Origin of the sequence: Pediococcus sp. AC40 (genome assembly GCF_030252485.1) — a bacterium.
Classification (GTDB): Bacteria; Bacillota; Bacilli; order Lactobacillales; family Lactobacillaceae; genus Pediococcus; species Pediococcus acidilactici.
Genome location: NZ_CP127012.1, coordinates 568,581 through 586,247, shown reverse-complemented (window position 1 = coordinate 586,247; position 17,667 = coordinate 568,581). Strand labels below are relative to the sequence as shown.

The 17,667-nt window shown below is 41.5% G+C and carries 15 protein-coding genes and 1 riboswitch; of the genes, 4 read left to right on the top strand and 11 right to left on the bottom strand.

The window, feature by feature from the left end:
* The 5 genes from NL111_RS02765 to NL111_RS02745 all read right to left on the bottom strand — a co-directional run bounded on the left by NL111_RS02765 (position 1) and on the right by NL111_RS02745 (position 5,845).
* Positions 1–1,074 (bottom strand): SufD family Fe-S cluster assembly protein, encoded by a 1,074-nt coding sequence (locus NL111_RS02765; RefSeq protein ID WP_231118484.1) that lies wholly within the window; start codon positions 1,072–1,074, stop codon positions 1–3.
* Positions 1,043–1,819 carry a Fe-S cluster assembly ATPase SufC gene (gene sufC / locus NL111_RS02760; RefSeq protein WP_024862542.1) on the bottom strand — a complete coding sequence of 259 codons (777 nt, stop codon included), beginning with the start codon at positions 1,817–1,819 and terminating at the stop codon, positions 1,043–1,045. Before sufC ends, NL111_RS02765 begins: the two co-directional genes overlap by 32 nt.
* Before the next feature lie 14 nt (positions 1,820–1,833).
* Entirely contained in the window at positions 1,834–2,421 is a 588-nt protein-coding gene (gene nrdG / locus NL111_RS02755) for an anaerobic ribonucleoside-triphosphate reductase activating protein (RefSeq protein WP_002829866.1), read from the bottom strand.
* A gap of 10 nt (positions 2,422–2,431) precedes the next feature.
* Positions 2,432–4,582, bottom strand: a complete 2,151-nt coding sequence (gene nrdD / locus NL111_RS02750; protein ID WP_063504644.1) for an anaerobic ribonucleoside-triphosphate reductase — start codon at positions 4,580–4,582, stop codon at positions 2,432–2,434.
* A 522-nt stretch (positions 4,583–5,104) separates the two neighbouring features.
* Complete coding sequence (locus NL111_RS02745; protein WP_024862545.1) at positions 5,105–5,845, bottom strand: glucose 1-dehydrogenase; 741 nt, start codon at positions 5,843–5,845, stop codon at positions 5,105–5,107.
* 268 nt (positions 5,846–6,113) lie between these two features.
* Positions 6,114–6,205, top strand: a riboswitch (TPP riboswitch).
* A gap of 88 nt (positions 6,206–6,293) precedes the next feature.
* Between NL111_RS02745 and NL111_RS02740 the strand changes: the two genes are divergently transcribed.
* Genes NL111_RS02740 through NL111_RS02730 form a run of 3 tightly spaced genes read left to right on the top strand, consistent with a single transcriptional unit; the run spans position 6,294 to position 8,944 of the window.
* Complete coding sequence (locus NL111_RS02740) at positions 6,294–6,869, top strand: ECF transporter S component (protein WP_024862546.1); 576 nt, start codon at positions 6,294–6,296, stop codon at positions 6,867–6,869.
* A 10-nt stretch (positions 6,870–6,879) separates the two neighbouring features.
* The gene (locus NL111_RS02735) at positions 6,880–8,307 is read left to right on the top strand and encodes an ABC transporter ATP-binding protein (RefSeq protein WP_075139720.1); all 1,428 of its coding nucleotides are present in this window, start codon (positions 6,880–6,882) and stop codon (positions 8,305–8,307) included.
* Positions 8,291–8,944 (top strand): energy-coupling factor transporter transmembrane component T family protein, encoded by a 654-nt coding sequence (locus NL111_RS02730; RefSeq protein WP_002829872.1) that lies wholly within the window; start codon positions 8,291–8,293, stop codon positions 8,942–8,944. The genes NL111_RS02735 and NL111_RS02730 overlap by 17 nt, the downstream gene beginning before the upstream one ends.
* 152 nt (positions 8,945–9,096) lie before the next feature.
* Here NL111_RS02730 and NL111_RS02725 read toward each other — a convergent pair whose 3' ends face one another.
* Entirely contained in the window at positions 9,097–9,399 is a 303-nt protein-coding gene (locus tag NL111_RS02725) for a rhodanese-like domain-containing protein (RefSeq protein WP_004166656.1), read from the bottom strand.
* 132 nt (positions 9,400–9,531) lie between these two features.
* On the opposite strand from NL111_RS02725, the gene NL111_RS02720 reads away from it, so the two are divergent.
* A complete protein-coding gene (locus NL111_RS02720; RefSeq protein ID WP_128688343.1) occupies positions 9,532–10,911 on the top strand; it encodes a C69 family dipeptidase in 1,380 nt (459 codons plus the stop codon).
* 109 nt (positions 10,912–11,020) lie between these two features.
* Here the strand turns inward: NL111_RS02720 and NL111_RS02715 are convergent, their stop codons facing one another.
* From NL111_RS02715 to NL111_RS02695, 5 genes are all read right to left on the bottom strand, one after another.
* The gene (locus NL111_RS02715) at positions 11,021–12,961 is read right to left on the bottom strand and encodes a BglG family transcription antiterminator (protein WP_128688342.1); all 1,941 of its coding nucleotides are present in this window, start codon (positions 12,959–12,961) and stop codon (positions 11,021–11,023) included.
* 99 nt (positions 12,962–13,060) lie between these two features.
* Positions 13,061–15,730: a mannosylglycerate hydrolase gene (mngB, locus tag NL111_RS02710; protein WP_128688341.1), complete on the bottom strand. Its 2,670-nt coding sequence runs from the start codon at positions 15,728–15,730 to the stop codon at positions 13,061–13,063.
* A gap of 21 nt (positions 15,731–15,751) precedes the next feature.
* The gene (locus NL111_RS02705; protein WP_098040657.1) at positions 15,752–16,861 is read right to left on the bottom strand and encodes a PTS fructose transporter subunit IIC; all 1,110 of its coding nucleotides are present in this window, start codon (positions 16,859–16,861) and stop codon (positions 15,752–15,754) included.
* A 13-nt stretch (positions 16,862–16,874) separates the two neighbouring features.
* The gene (locus NL111_RS02700; RefSeq protein ID WP_005919173.1) at positions 16,875–17,180 is read right to left on the bottom strand and encodes a PTS fructose transporter subunit IIB; all 306 of its coding nucleotides are present in this window, start codon (positions 17,178–17,180) and stop codon (positions 16,875–16,877) included.
* The gene (locus NL111_RS02695; protein ID WP_005919175.1) at positions 17,177–17,635 is read right to left on the bottom strand and encodes a PTS sugar transporter subunit IIA; all 459 of its coding nucleotides are present in this window, start codon (positions 17,633–17,635) and stop codon (positions 17,177–17,179) included. The genes NL111_RS02700 and NL111_RS02695 overlap by 4 nt, the downstream gene beginning before the upstream one ends.
* Positions 17,636–17,667 lie beyond the last annotated feature (32 nt).

Sequence of the window (17,667 nt, the reverse complement as noted above, 5' to 3'; positions counted from 1 at the left end):
TTAGCCAACCTCCCCGTTGCGCAAACGCCAAATCGGTTCCATAAAGTTATCAATTAAAATTTGCTTTGCCGTCTCCATCGGCAGTCCCCGACTTTGTAAGTAGTAAAGTGCATCTTCGTCATACTGGCCGACACTAGCGGCGTGGCCGGCCCGGACATCGTTTTCGTCAATCACTAAGACCGGGTTAACGCTGCCCTTAGCGTGCGGTTCTACGGTCATTAACCGACTTTCCTGGTCCGCGTCCGCATCACTGGCCCCATGATCAATTTGGCCAATGCTCGTAAAGTTGACCCGGGAATTTTCGTACAAAACTCCCCGCATGTTGATTCGGCTAAAAGTATGTTGGCCCAAATGCTTAATTTGTCCACGGATGCCCACCCAGTCATCTTGGTAGCCGTAACGCGCCAAGTTAAGGGTTGCCCGACTGCCGGTTCCAGCAAGCGTTACGTTTAAATCACCTAGTAGCTGCCCCTTCGTTTGTGGCCACAAGGACCAATCGAGGTTAGCATCCCGAGCACTCACAAAATCACCTAGCAATAAACTTCGGGTAGCCTTGTGGCTTTGCGTGTCGGTGATGAGTGTCAAATTGCTTTCGTCCGCTAAAGCCCCTCCTATCAAACAGTTAGATTGCTGCACCTCTCCCGCTAAATCTAGCGTTAGCTTCGTGGTCAACCGACTATGGACCCCTAAATCAAACCAAACTGTCCATTCCACGGGAAAAGCTGACTCCGTTCGCAGGGTTAAGTTTAGCGCTGGCGAAATTTCCGCGTGATCCGGCAAACTGATTACCACACCCTGGAGTTGGTTTTGCAAGTGCTGTTGCACAAATTGGTTGTCCGTGGAAGCTAGTAATTGGGGCAGACCGGATAGTTCCGCTGTCGCACCATTAATGCGCCGGACCGTACCTCCCGCTGCATTAATGGCTTGCAAAGCTTCCGCGTTGGCCTCCCAGTCCCAAGCGGCCCTGGTAGAATCCGGCAAGGTAAAAGCTGCGGGGTCATACCGAATTCCTAAAATACGGGGATAGCTAGCGGTCGCCGTTTTATTCAAGGGAATCGCCATGGCTGGTTTCACTTCCTAACGTTTCCTCTAATTCAGCGTAGCCAGTCTTTTCCAGATCCGTAGCTAGTTCGGGGCCGCCGCTTTTAACAATCCGGCCGTCCATCATGATGTGCACCACGTCAGGCACCACGTAGTTCAACAGGCGCTGATAGTGTGTGACCATCAAGCAGCTAAAGGTGGTACTGCGCATTGCGTTGATCCCCTTCGCCACAATTTTGAGGGCGTCAATATCTAATCCGGAATCAATTTCATCTAAAATAGCCATCTCGGGTCGTAACATCATCATTTGCAGGATTTCGTTACGCTTTTTTTCACCACCGGAAAAATCGGCGTTAAGCCCCCGGTCCGCATATTCCGGATTAATTTCTAAAAATTCCATGTTCGCTCTAAGCTGTTTTAAAAAGGGCAGCACGGCAACTGGTTGGCCTTGGTTACGTGCGTTTAACGCTGCGTGAATGAAGTCGGCGTTGGAAATTCCCGCGACCTCCATCGGATACTGCATCGCTAAAAAGACTCCCGCCCGGGCCCGTTCGTCAACGCTCATTTCCGTGATATCTTGCCCGTCTAACCAAATTTGGCCATCTACAATCTCGTAGAGCGGATTTCCCATAATCGTTTCCGAAAGCGTTGACTTCCCAGTCCCGTTAGGTCCCATCAACGCGTGAATTTCTCCCGGATTAATTTGTAAATTAACCCCGTTTAAAATGCGCTCATCACCCGCATTGACCTTTAAATTTTTAATTTCTAACTTACTCATCAAATTCTCCTACCTTAACGAAGCAATTTATCCCAAATGACGACTTGGTTTGCGGCTAACGATTTAGGCACGTCGATAATTCGTTGATTGGAACTTCCCCGAAATTGAAGCGTCAAATCTTTTTTAGCTTCTAAAAAACGGCCGTCCACCAAGATATCTAGCTCGCTTAACAATTCCAATTTATCGTAAGATTCCTGCATCAGTTCGTCCCAGGTGTAACCGGTCCACGACCAGATGTCCTTGTCGTGCCCAAATTCTTGGCGCACCCGCCGGACTAGCCGCAAGCAAACCTGCGTGTTTAAGAAGGGTTCTCCGCCTAACAAGGTCAGCCCCTGTACGTAACTTTGCCCCATGTCTTCGATAATTTGGTCTTCTAATTCCTGCGAATAGGGGCGTCCGTAATGGAAATTTTGCGCCGCCTTGTTGTAGCACCCCGGACAGTTGAATAAACAACCCGAAACGTACAAACTGCAGCGAATGCCTTCCCCATCAACCATGTTGAACGGCTTATAGTCGGCAATGTATTCTAAACTGCGGTCCTTCGCCAGCCATTCTTGCGGCTGGGGATTTCTCGGTGACCGTACTCGTCGTTGTCTAACCACGTTTTCACCCCTATTCCATATTTTTAACCCGTGATGAAATTTCTTTATGCCGTCCATGAACCATTGGCCGGATCATTGGGTTTCCTAAGTAACCACAAGTCCGTTTAACCACGTCACAAGTTTTGGGGTCGCGGTTCCCACATTGTGGGCATTCAAAACCGCGGGCCGTGGGTTTAAAGTCGCCATCGAATCCACATTTATAACAGTGGTCGATCGAAGCGTTCGTTCCTAAATAACCCACGTGGTCATAAGCCCAGGTCCAAACCGCTTCTAAAGCAGCCGGATTTTGTTTTAAATTTGGGTACTCACAGTAGTGAATAAAGCCGCCGGCCGCGTACTTCGGGTACTCTTCTTCAAAAGTAAGTTTTTCAAACGGAGTCGGATTTTTCCGGACGTCGTAATGGAAACTGTTAGTGTAGTATTCCTTGTCGGTAATGTCCTTGATCTTGCCGAATTTTTCAATATCATCCTCACAGAAGGTATCCGTCAGGGATTCGGCTGGCGTGGAGTAAACGCTGAAATGGTAGCCGTACTCTTTTTCCCAAGCTAGGCACTTTTCGTACAGGTACTTCACGATTGAAACCGTGAAATCGTGGGCTTCCTGATTATCTTCCCAATCGGGACCGAAAAAGGCGGTTCCCACTTCGTACAAACCAATGTAACCTAACGATATGGTCGCCCGTCGGTGATTAAACAGTTGGTCCACGTCGTCACCATCCTTGAGGCGGACTCCAAAGGCACCGTGCTTATACAAAATCGGCGCGTTTTGCGGTTGGGTATCCCGGCAACGTTTAATTCGGAAGAGTAAGGCTTTTTTCGCCAACGCCACCCGGTCTTCCATAATCTCCCAGAAGACTTCTCGGTCACCCTGGGCTTCAATCGCAATCCGTGGCAAGTTAACGGTAACGACCCCTAAATTCATTCGGCCACTATTAACTTCTTCGCCATCAGCGTTCTTCCAAGCTTGTAAGAAGCTCCGACAACCCATGGGCGCCTTAAAGTTTCCAGTTAATTCCACAATTTTGTCGTACATTAAGACGTCGGGGTACATCCGTTTAGTTGCACACTCTACGGCCAACTGTTTGATATCGTAGTTGGGATCCTCCGGATTTAAATTTATTCCGCGCTTAATTGAAAAGACCAACTTTGGGAAAATTGCGGTCCGGTGCTGCTTGCCGAGCCCCTTAATGCGGACTTTTAAGATTGCCTTTTGAATTTCCCGTTCGATCCACGAAGTTCCCAGGCCAAATCCCACCGTGGTAAACGGCGTTTGTCCGTTGGATGAAAACAGCGTGTTAACTTCGTACTCTAACGCTTGCATTGCGTCGTAAATATCTTTCTTGGTTTTTTCCTTAGCAAAGGTCTCCCGTTGTTCGGGGAGCACCCATTTTTCGGCTTCCTTCAAGTGCTTTTCGTAATTTAATTTTGCGTAAGGCGCCAACATTTCATCCGTCCGGTCTGACGAACAACCTCCGTATTGGCTCGATGCCACATTCGCAATAATCTGTGACATTTGGGCGGTTGCCGTTTGAATTGACTTAGGTGACTCCACTTCCGCATTTCCAATCTTAAAACCATTCGCTAGCATACTCTTGAAGTCAATCAAACAGCAGTTGGTCATTGAAGTTAGCGGTGAATAGTCCAAGTCATGAAAATGAATGTCGCCGCGCAAGTGGGCCTTTGCTACGGTCTGCGGCATCATCGTTAACCCAAATGATTTGCCGACCATTCCGGCCGTTAAGTCCCGGCGGGTGCTGAAAATATTACTGTCCTTATTAGCATTTTCGTGAACTACCGTATCCCGTCCATCAAATAACTGGCTTAATTTATTTTGCGGGTCAATCGCGGCCTGCCACTTGGCTTCATCGGCTTGCCGATATTCAGCATATTTTTCCCACAAGTCGTCCCGTTGATAATCATGAAGGATCACTTTGAAGACTGCCCGAATTTGTTCTACCGTTAGCGGCGACGCCATTTGCGTTAACTGTTCTAAAATTGCTTGCGTAATTTTTTGCCGTTCAACCTCGTCCGTGGTTAATTGATCAACCACTAGCGCGATTTTATAGGGGTAAAATTGCATCCTTTCCCCATCTGCTTTAACTACTTGTTTTTGACGTAATTCAGTCCAAGCGTCGGTTGCGATTGCTTGCGAATTGATCATTTTAACCACCCGTCCTTTTCTAATTTTTTATTCCAATCTCGTTCAATTCTCGCTATAATAAACAACGTTATTATTTTCTGTTTATTTAAAGCTGTTTGATATTCGAAACTGGCTTGATTGGTTTCTCTTCACATCATAGATTACTCCGATTTCGCAAAAAGATAAAGGTTGAAAACACAAGATATATGTGCTTAACGAACGATTAACCACTATATATGGTGTATGTAACGTAATTTAAAATGGCAATTAAAAACCTGGTCACCGCAGTTTAGTTGGGGACCAGTTTTTTAGATTTAAACTGTTTTTCATCACAAAAGCATGGAAAATAATTTGGCTTCACGTCCATAGTTATGACTGAGAAGCACATTATAAATTTATTTTTTTAAGTTAACTATCTGAACCCCATATATTTTTCTACTCATTACCAATATCACTACCACTAAAAAACTGGCCCAAATAGGCTTATTTACCTATTTGAACCAGTTTTATTAATCCATTATTAAATTGAGTAGCGCGTTAAACCTATTGTGCCGTGTATCCGCCGTCCACCACAAATTCGGAGCCAGTCGAGAAGGAGGATTCATCGGAAGCTAGGTACAACACCATGTTGGCAATTTCTTCCGCGGTGCCTAGGCGGCCAACTGGATGTAGTTTCTCCAAGTCCGCTCGCATTTCAGGATACGCATCCACCATTGGGGTGTGGGCGTATCCCGGATGTACCGAATTAATCCGGATCGGGTAATGTTTCTCCGCACAGTACAAGGCTGCTGACTTAGTAAGTAAACGCACTCCACCTTTTGAGGCGTTATACGCGTATAGGTTAGAAATCCCAATTAGGCCCGCAATCGAAGCCATGTTGATAATCGAACCACCCTTTTCCTTCATGTGTCGAATGCCATACTTCACTCCTAACATGATGCCGTCCAGGTTGACCGACAAAATCTTGTGCCATTCGTCAAGTTCAATATTTTCAGCATTGTCAAAGGCTAAAATTCCCGCATTATTAACCAAAATATCCACTTTTTCGAATTTATCAATTGCCGTCCTAAAAACGGGTTCCCAATTATCTTCCACCGCAACGTCTTGTTTGACGAAAACGGCCTTATCTTCGCCAATTTCCTGCAAGGCTTCACTTGCGCCAGCAACATCAACGTCCGTGATCACCACTTTTGCACCTTCCCGAACAAAAAGTTTGGCACAGGCTAATCCAAAACCTTTTACTCCACCAGTAATAATCGCAACTTTTCCGTCTAGTCTACTCATTTCATTGGCCTCCTAAACCTATTTTATTCGGCGTATTCCCTATCAATTTAAGCATAAACCTACCAGTACCAATTTGCAACCGTTTTCACAAACCGTCCTATTACCCCTATTGTTTTTTCGGTTGGGTCCCCTGTCATATCTAACGTTAAGAATAACGTGACTTTACCAATCTGTTCTCATAATTTTTAGGTAGACCATTTGCAGCCAAGTAACCGCTTTACAAGCCGATTACAAAATGCTACGATTGCTTCATAGTAAAAACTTAAAAACAACAATGCTGGGGTGCCGTTTTGGCTGAGATAATACCCATTGAACCTGGTCTAATTAGTATTAGCGTAGGGAGATATTGGATAATAACAGCCAGTTTTTCGTTGCCGAAAAGCTGGCTATTTTTCTGGCTTCTTGTTTCTAAGTAAATTTATTAATTTACTGAGGAGGTTTTTTAGTTATGAATACTAAAAAAGCAAACTGGAATTACTCGTTACGAGACGTAGTCTTTATTGTGCTAATCGCGATTTTTTGTGGGGTGATTTTTTTCGCCACTAATTTATCGTATAGTTTTCTAACGGCGGGGTTGGCCGCAGTCGGTCTCGGTCCGCTAGCTAACGACCTGTTACTTGGCCTATGGATGATTGCCGGACCTTTAGGCATCATGCTCACCCGCAAAATTGGATCCAGTATCATCGCGGAAACTCTGGGAGGTCTGGTTGAAATGCTCCTAGGCGGTCAATTTGGCGCTGGTGCAATTCTTTCCGGGCTCATTCAAGGAATTGGGAGCGAGCTTGGTTTCACCTTCACTGGCTACCGCCATTACGACAAACTGGCCTTATTTTTGTCGACCGTCACTAGCACCATCATTACCTTCGGCTGGAGCCTTGCCCAAGAAGGCTATGCCGCTTACCGTCCAAGTTTTCTAATCGTTTTGTTTATCGCTCGGTTTATTTCAATTGGTTTCTTCTGTGGCGTTTTAGTTGCCTGGATCAACCGGCTGGTAGAGCGTTCGGGCATTATGCGGCGGAAGTAGGCATCCAATTATGGAAAAAGTCACAATTAACAATTTAACTTTCAAATATCGGCAGGCAACTCAGCCGATTCTCAAACAACTTAACTTTCACCTAACGGCTGGTAGTTTCAACGTTTTGTACGGTCCGTCCGGCGGTGGAAAATCTACCCTGCTACGGATTATCGCAGGACTGTACCCTCACTTTGCGGGGACAATTATCCAAGGAACCGTCAAACTGGAAGAAAAGGACGTTAACGCTTGGCAGCCCGCGGAGCTAACCCAAAAATTGGCGTTGCTCTTTCAAAATCCACGAGAACAATTTGCCATGGACCAAGTCGAAAAGGAATTCATCTTCACCTTGGAAAACCTGGCTATTCCCGCTGATGAAATTGACGATTTAATTACCCAAGCGCTTAGTCAAGTGGGGATTGCTCACTTGCGTCACCGGCAACTCGCCACCCTTTCTGGCGGAGAACTGCAAAAAGTCGCCCTCGCGATTACTCTGGCAACCGGCAGTGACTTAATTTTACTTGATGAGCCATTTGCCAACGTTGACCTAAAATCTCGCAAAGCCCTCATCAAGCTTTTAAAAAAACTGCAGGCACAAGAAGGCAAGACGATTTTAATTGCCGACCACGATCTCAACGACTATGCGAAAATTTGCGATCACTTATACCAGCTTGATCACCAACAAGTTAGCTTAATTACCGATCCACAACCGATTTTTGCGCGTTACCAGGTAACCACCCGCACGGCGTTCCCGATTCCTAACGCAAACGCCGCTGCAATCCTAAAGTTACAAGATTTTGGGATTGAAAACGGGGGCCGGTATCTACTTCAGGCCGTCCAAACGTCCTTTCCCAAGCAACACTTAATTTTGCTTACTGGTGAAAACGGCTCGGGAAAGTCGACGTTATTCGAAGCAATTGCCCGGCTTCATCCCTATCAAGGCAAGCTTTTTTATGAAAATCGGCCGCTTTCCCAGTTCAACGCGCGAACTTGGGCCAAAACTGCTACGGTGGTCTTTCAAGATTCTGAAATGCAATTTCTTAAAATGACCGTTACAGAAGAAATCGACCTAAGCTTACAGCACACCCGCGAACCCCAATATTGGACTGCCGACCGTATTCAAGACTGGCTGGAACGTCTTAATTTAGCGGAGTTACAAGAACAGATTGTTTATCAACTTTCGGGCGGGCAAAAGAAAAAGCTCCAAATCTTAACCATGTTAATTTTAGGCAACCCGCTCGTTTTACTTGATGAACCCTTGGCCGGCTTGGACTTAGCTTCCGTAAGGGTGGTTATGCAATTAATTCAAAAAGCTGCCCAAGTACAAAAACAAACCATCGTGATGATCAGTCACCAATTGACGGGCCTACCAGAATTTTTTGACTATCATTTGGCACTGACCGATCATCAGCTTATTTATCAGGAGGAACTAAATGGATTCATCAGTTAAATTCATTTTAATTCTGGCAATTAGTTTTGAAATTGCCTTTGTTAAAAGTGTTCCTATTAACCTAGTGATCATCATCGGCGGGTTAGCCTACCTGCTTTGGAAACGAATTGCGGTGCGCAAACTGGGACTGCTTTTGGTAATCCCGCTGCTTCCTGCCGTAGCAACTTGGATTTCGTTTTATTTAAACGGGACTGGCAACGCGGTGCGGACCGCTTGGATAATGGCTACCCGGGTTTACGCCTACATTGTTTTGGGTGGGGCATTTTCTTTTACCGCGACCGTCGAAAGTCTGCTAGGTTCCCTGGAACAAAATTGGCATTTGCCTACCAAATTCGTTTACGGATCGTTAGGCGCCTTTTACTTCATCCCCCGAGTAAAGACGGCCGTTCAACAAATTAAAACCGCAGCCATGATGCGTGGTGAAGTTTTACACGTCTGGTCCCCCACAATCTTTTTTAAAGCGATTTTACTATCGCTGCGCTGGTCGGATAACTTGGCAATTGCCATGCATTCTCACGGCTTTAGCGAAAATCAGACGCGCACCCACTACCAAACTTACGCCATTCCCCGATGGAACTGGGGCGTTGCCGTGGGAACTTTTTTAGCTTTACAAGTACTGGTTTGGTATTTTAGATAGTAAATCGGGTGTTGGGCCTTTAGTAAAGCCCAACGTGCACCAAAAATTAGTTTGTTCCGCTTAACCAAAAATTGACCATTACAAGCATAATGGTCAATTTTTTAGTTAACGCTCATAATTCCTCGACTTTTGTTTCCCGCGCTTATTTTTATCTAGTCTTTTTCTACTTTACCTGGCCAAGCTAACATTCCGCCGGCCACGTTGGTTGCATCAAAGCCCTGGACTTCGAGTACCCCGCACGCGTTTGCTGAACGTCTTCCCGAACGGCAAATCACGTAGTATGGGGTCGCTGGGTCTAATTCGGCTAACCGGGTGGACAGTTGGCTTAAGGGAAAATTACGCGCCCCCGCCACGTGCCCAGCCGCAAATTCGTCTGGCTCCCGCACGTCCAATAAAACGGCGGTAGTTAGCGGATACTTTTGGTAAAAATCTTCCATTGCAATTGTTTTAACCATTGCTTAACGCTCCTCATGTTAGTTTAAATTGTATATTGACCATGATAGCATTCCCTTTTCTAACTGAATAGTGATTGCCTATTTAGCTAATCGTGCTACCATTACAGTAAAAATCAATTGGAGGACAAGCACATGTTGAAAACTTGCACTACTATTTTAGTCGGTAAAAACGCTAGCCTGACGGGTTCCACCCTCATTGCCCGTAACGAAGACGGTGCCGATGATTCTAATGCCCAACGGTTCGTGGTCGTTAACCCCGAAGATCAGCCTCAACCCTATCATTCTGTCCATAGTGATTTAACGATTCCCCTTCCCGACAATCCGCTCCGCTACACCGCCACGCCCGATGCCGATCCCACGTATGGCATTTGGGGTGCTGGCGGCATCAACAGTAAAAACACGGCGATGACCGCTACTGAAACCATTACTACTAACGCCCGGGTACTTAGCGTGGACCCGTTAGTTGAAAAGGGACTTGGCGAAGAGGATTTTCTTACGCTGGTTTTACCGTACATCAAGTCCGCCAAGGCGGGCGTCTTGCGCTTAGGTAAACTTTTAGAAGAATACGGTACTTACGAATCCAACGGAATTGCCTTCGCCGATCGCGAAGAAATTTGGTATATGGAAACCATCGGAGGCCATCACTGGGCTGCAATTCGAATTCCCGACGATGCCTATGCAATTGCGCCGAACCGCTGGAACATCACCGATTTCGACTTTAATTCAGCTGATTGCCTAGCCTCTGCGGATCTCCCGGAATTCATTGCCAAAAATCAACTTAATCCGGATCACGAAGGCCTTAATTTACGACACATTTTTGGTAGTGCCACGATTAAAGACCGGTACTACAATAACCCCCGGGCTTGGTACGTCCACCAATTTTTGGATGATAATTTTGTTGGGGAGCCTACCGACCAGGATTTACCTTTCATTAATCACGCAACCAAGAAAATTTCTGTGGAAGATTTGAAGTTCCTTTTGAGCTCACACTATCAAGAAACACCCTACGACCCTTATGGCGAAACTGTGCTCGAGAAACATTTTCGGCCAATCGGCATCAATCGCAATCTAGAAACTCACATTCTAGAGTTACGCAACCAAGTTCCCGATGAAATCGCGGGAATTCATTGGCTGGCCTTTGGTCCCAACACGTTTAACGCCATGGTGCCATTTTATAGTAACGTCACGGATACTCCGGCTTGCTATCGCGATACCCCCACGGTAGTGAATACCAACTACATGTACTGGATTAGCCGGGTGCTTGCCTTAATTGGGGACGGAAATTTTGCCCTCTACCAAGATTTACAGGACAACTTTGCCCAAACGGTACTTCAAAACGTGCTAAGGATGCAAAAAGAAACGGATCGCCAAGCGACCCCCACGGAAAAAACTTTAACGTCCGCTAACCAGGCAATGGCCGATTTCATCTTAGCCCAGGCTACTAAACTGCTTAACGATGCAATCAACCTCGGTTCCCGCAATATGAAGCTGCGGTTTTCGTTGGGGGATTAGGACGCCACCCGTGTGCAGCTATTCCCGTTAAATATTAACCTTCTATTCAAAAAAGCACTCCAACTTAGGAGTGCTTTTTATGTTGGCATAATTCAATGTTCTACCATTCCTAATCTAGGCTTTCTTTTACAAACGAATTAATAATTTGCAATGCTTCTTGTGCTGAATTAGTCTTCTTGATTAATTTTAAAAACTTACTGTTTTCCTGCAAATCTACCAAAAAGCTAAACAGTGGTTGTATTTTGGGATAATCATCTTCATTAATTGCCAACATAAAAATCAAATCCACATTATGCTCGTTTCCCCAATTAATTTCCCTTTCAGTTTGTAAAAAAGCCACTCTTGACTTGTACGCTGAAAATTTTATTGGATGTGGGATAGCTATACCTCCGCCAATTGCTGTTGAATACATTTTTTCCCGCTTCATTAAAAAATGTTTGTACTCTGGCTTAGTTACATTTTCTTTTTCTAAAGCACTAAGCATCTTCCTTAAAACCGCATCTTTACTTTTTAAATCTTGATGAATAAAAATCAAATCTTGATCAAACAATTTAGACAGAGGTTGATTTTCAGCAGTTGTAATAAAATTTGATAGCTCTTTACTATCATGAGCAAAATTAGCTAAATCAACCTGAACTACCGGTATTTTACTATCAAAAATAGGTACCGTAGATATAATAAAATCAACCGGTTCCATTTTGCCTTTGCGGTACTCTTCGAACGAGTATAGCCCTACAATTTCTATATATTGACTGAACTTGGCTTCTAATTTCACCTTTAATAAATTTGCCGTAGCTGTTCCTGACCCACATACGATAGCTACTTTTTTAGCGCTCAATTTCTGATTATATCTATTTTCCATAGCAGCACCAATATGCAACGTTATAAAGGATACTTCGTCATCATTAAAGGTTAAGTTCAATCGTTTTTCTAAAACATCAATTGAGGTTTTTGTCATTTCGTACGCTAAGGGAAAGGTGGAAATAATCACATCTAGTAGTGGATTCTTCCGAGTACTATCAAAATGATTAATTTTTATAAGCGAGGTAATATGTGTTCTTAAATTATTAATTAATTCTGTGGCATCAGATAAATCAAATCCATAATTATTCCGTATCCTGTCTAAAAAAAGCATTATTGCTTTATTAATCTCTACTTCACTATTGTCTTCTGTATCTCGAATAATTTGTGGATTATTTAGAGCAAAGTGATATTTAATATAGTTTCGCTCAGCACTAGAGATTTGGACATTAAACCGCTGCTCAATTCCAACAAATAATTGGGTAAACTCTTTTTCAATCCTTCCCTTAATTATTGAATTATCAGAGAAGGTGGTTATCTCATTGCCATTTTTTATCCTTAGAATGGTAATAGCTATATGCATAATGATGTTTTTTCGGTTAAAATCTGCAATATCAAAAACTAATTTATCCATAAATTCATCTAAGACACTCTTTAGTTCATCTAAATTAATTTCCTTGAAAATACTCTTCTCTAAATCTGTGAAACCTAAAATATAAGTTTTATAATTTTTATCTTCAACTTGATCGATGAAACATTGTCGCTTTTCAACCTCATCCCCAACGATTGAAAAAGCATTATTAACACGTACGATTTCTAAATGATTCCCTTTAATGGCACTTTTAATCTCTTCTATATAATTGGCAAGGGTACCGCTACTGATATACATGTCTTCCAAGATTTTATAAATGCTTATTGGAACATTGGTCAGCAACAATAAACACATTAACTTTTTTAAACGTATATTAACCGAATCAAACATCACTTTCTTATCAAGTTTTTCCAGATCTGCTTTTAATTTAGCAAGACTTCCAGTTTGTTCTTCTTTTAAAAAATAACCTTTTGAACGATGATGCTTAATTAAAACGTTGTATTTGGTAATATCTTCATTAAGTCGGTTTATATCTGTTCTAATTGTTCTTTCACTTACTTTAAGCTTTAAAGATAAGTAACTAGAACTAATTTCCTTTTGTGCAACAACTAAGATCATCAAAATTTTTTTCAAACGCGCATAAGAAAGCTCTAGCATCTTTTTAAAACTCCTACATCAAATTTATCTAGTGCATAATTTTACAAATTATAAAAGTAACCTATTCATACATTAATATAGAATAGGCTACTAAGTTTCCTAGTATTCAAAATAAACGGTTACAAATTTAGCATGTTTAACGTCCTTTAAATCGCACTTATTTTCTTCCAAATATAAAGGTTCAATAGTATCTTCTTTCAAATCTACTAATTCGACTCGATTAGGTTTCATCTCAAAACTGATTACATCATCCACTGATTCTGTTTTTTTTGCATTATACAGTCTTATAATGTAGCCGTTTCGGTGATTAGCTTTTTTTAAGCTGCTTAATACTAGGTTACCCTTAGTTTGAATCAATCCATTTTCGCTGTCCAAGAAAGGTGTTACTTCATCCATATTAAAAATTAAACGACCATTCAAGAAATCAGCGTATTCATATATTTGTAACCCTGTATCATATTTTTTAGCTGTCATTCCGACGTTGACATTGTCAAAGGTGTCATTTTCAATGTTTAAAGCAAATTCAAATTCCATTTGCTTATTAAGTTCGGCGTTGGGGGTTGCAATTACTTTCTCTCCAGAAGCTCTACCTGGACGGTATAATAAATCCTCTTTTCCCATCCAACCATACGTCCGGAAGATGGTTAATCGGATATTAGAATAGTTTTCCCCAGTAATTTCATATTCACGTACACCCTTAGGCATTACTGCCACGGTACTAGTCGTGTTAGATAACGCTACGAATGATTGGCAAGTTTCAATCGTAATAGGTTTTTCATTCCACTGGTCTTTTGCCTTTTTCCAAAGTTCCATTTCTTTATGCCGATAAACTGGACGTGCAATCGTTCCAAATTGTTGGTCAGCTATTGAAACTTTAGACTGGATACCGGTATCAAAGTTCACACATAGTCGATGGTCCTTTGGAAGAGAATTATCCACCTTCACTTTAAATTTTATTACTCTTGAATTCTTCTCTAATAATATACTCAACGTAATTGGCATAAACGTGTCGCAGATTTTTTTAGCGCGACTTTCTAGGTTCTTAGGTACTTTAAAATTGTAGCTAATTTTAGCAATTGATAATAAATCAGAATGTTTAACGTTGACTGTATGCTCTTGGTTATAAGAGTAAATCACCATATCATTTTTGGCAGGCGAGTAATTAAATGAGTCCCCGCCATCACCATTTTCTTCTAAAATTGCTTGCTTTAAGTATTCCTTTTTAGCCTTTTTATCTAAAATATCTAGAGTACCATCTTCATTAATTGTTATTTTAAAGAAGTTATTTTCCAGTGAGTTATCAGTACTATCATTTAACGGTTTATTATCTTTAGTTGCATAGTCCAAATATAACTGTTGATATCCAGTAGCTGGAATTGATTCCGTTTGAAGGTATATTACAGCCTTGTAAACTTTAGATGGCTTAAAAATTTTTCGTGACGGATCAAGCTGGATAGTTTGATTAATGATATATTCCGTTTGGTCTTCGCATTGGACGATAGTATAACCAATTTCTTTACCTTCACTATCTCTTAGTGAAAAATCCTTAGTTGGCGAATATACTACTGTTTTTACCAACTGTTGCTGTTTAACGGTAAGAGGGTTAAATACAGTTAACGTAATTGGGTATTTTGTATTATTTTTAATTCGTACAGTAATTTGTCGTAAAGTAACTTCAACTAAATTAATACTAATATCCCTTGCTTGTTTATAACGCATATATATATCTTCATTAGTCGTATCTGAGACACATGCTCCAATCGAATCATGAGCTGCATTTTCAAACATTAACTTCCAAATATCTTTTACGGCTTCTTTAGGATAACTAATCCCCCAATTTTCAGCCATCGTTAAAATTGGTTCTAAAACGTTCACTAAATAATATTGGATTTCAGTATTCATTTTCTTCAAATCAGAACGAGAAGAATATATTGACTTGTGTATCCGCATATTTTTTCCGTTTGTTAATTCTCCTGAAAGCTCTTCTAATTCAGGATGCTCTTTTTTTACTGCTTCTATATATTCTTCAATCGAGCTCAATTTAAATTTAAAATCTGGGTTATTTTGGTTTAATTTTTGAATTACTTTTGGTAGATCTTTTCTTGCTGGTGCTTGATCAAACCCATTAGGAAAAGCAATATTTTTAGTTGTCGCCCGTTTTACAATTGACTTAAAAGGCTCCGTTCTCATAACCTGATCCAATTGTGATTCATCAATAATACCGCCAATATAATAACCAGATGGGATTTGGTAAACGTTAATTTTACTGCCGTCTTCCCCTGTCCATTGGTATTCCGTATGCTCTACTTCTTCATCCGATACACCTCTCCAAAACATGGTATCTTGAATACCAAATCCTTTGTAAATTTGTGGCATACTGGATTCTTGGCCAAATGAGTCGGGTACATAGCCTACGTTCATATAGTCACCAAATTGATTACAAATATCCATACCTTGTTGTAAATTTCTAACAATGCTTTCACCTGAAATTACAAATTGATCCGTTTGAGTATACCAGGGGCCGATAATCAACTTTTTATCCTGAACTAACTGTTTAACTCGGTTAAAATCATCTGGTCGCCATTTTAAATAATCTTCAATTAGTGAAGCTTGCCCATCTAAAATAAATCGATCATATCCCTTGTTATTTTCTAAATTATCTATAACTTCTGATAGATCCTTTAATAAATATACTTTTGAACGTGACGTTGTAAAATACCATTCTCGATCCCAATGAGTATGCGGAATCACATGTACTGTCTTAACCATATCTACTTAACTACCTCGCAATCAACCAATCTCAATCTTAATATCATCTTCACCAATATCTTCGCCTTCATTTTCGCTAGAAATGTTGAAGTTAGCCACTAATGGTGCAACTAGTCCAATAAATAAAGCTCCAACAAAAATTCCAGCAATGTAGGCAAACTTATTATCTGCTGTAATTATTCCAGGCAGTCCTCCTAGAGGTGGGATGTGGGAGTGCATTCCTAGTAGAACACCCGTAACGGATCCTAGCGCACCACCAATCATGTTGACTGGTAAAAGTTTCAAAGGACTTGTTAGAAAGAATGGAATCGCACCTTCCGTAATCCCAAAGGTTCCCATAATAAGGTTGTTTCTTCCAGCCATAAACATTTCGTCTGAAAATTTACGTCTTGGATAAATAAAGGTAGCCAAAGCATATCCGAGTGGAATACAGCAAATTGCAATATTAGTAATCAAAGCTGGACCATAAATTCCTTCAATAAATAAGATATTTCCTACCATCCAAGCAGCTTTATTAATTGGTCCGCCTAAATCAGTTCCAATCATGGCACCCAATACAATTGCGACAATTGCTCCGTTAGTATGGTTGCTAATCATCCCTTTTACCCAAGCGACTAAACTAACATTAATCCAAGTTAGCGGCCCAGATAATATGACGCCTTCCACTAACGCAACTGCTCCAGTAGTAAGCAACGGCACTACTAATAAAGGAATTGCTGATTTCCAAGCATCACTAACTTGAATTTTTCGACACCATCTTGCCACATATCCAGCAACAAATCCGGCAATTAAGGCTCCTAAGAATCCTGCGTTAATTGTTGATGCCAACTGACCACCAATGAAACCAGCTCCTAACGCCGGCTTATCTCCAATTGCGTATGCAACATATCCAGCAATTACTAAGTTAACTAAACCGATTCCAATCCATCCTACAGAATTAATTTCGTATAAAATATGGAAAATATTGCTTGCGTTTTTGTACTTGGAAAGATCGTTAACCCCCATAGCCATCCCAATAAGCTGAGGTATCCCTACAATCATTGCACCACCAATTACTGTAGGAATCATGTACGAAATTCCGCTCATTAAATAGCCCTTCCATTCGGCTAATAAAGTTTTAGCGCTTTTCATTTTATGATTCCTCCTATACTGAAGCTACGCATTTTTTCAAGACTGCTTTAGGGGCCTTTATACATACGTTAATATCTACACGTAATACCTTTTTCCCTTCGAATCTATCCATTCCAGTAATTTTTTGGTCAGAAGCAATCAATACAAAATCGGCTGCGTCAGCTTCTTCTTGAGTGATGACGTTTACTGGTCCCATAGAGCCTTGTTCCTCGATTTTGACATCGTACCCCAGTTCTTTACCTGCTTTCTCAAGTGCTTTTGCTGCCATTGGTGTGTGTGCTAATCCTGCTGGACAAGCTGAAATTCCTACAATTTTCATGATATTGTCTCTCCAATCTGTTTAGTAATAAATTCTGAAATTTGACCTTTGTCATCCAAATTACGAAGCTTTAGTTTAAAATCATCGTCAAGTAAAGCAGTCGCAAGATTTGATAACATTTGTAAATGAATGGTCCCCACATCTTTATCCGGTACCATTAAAGCAAATACGTCTGTAACAGCTTGATTGTCGTATGTCTCCCATTCAATCCCGGTATTTGATCGAACATATATTATTCCAGGTTTCTTTACTATTCGTGATTTAGCGTGAGGAATCGCAAAACCTTCTTGTAAACCGGTAGAATAATCTTTTTCTCGTTCTTTAAACACATTAAATAAATCTTTTGATGACTGAGTATATTCCAATTTATCTGCTTTATTTGCAATATAATGAATCACATCATCTTTTTTTGAAAAGTTTTTATCTAAGAAAATATTTGTTGACGGTATTACCATCGAGTTATCCTCCTACTGCATCCCTTATGTTG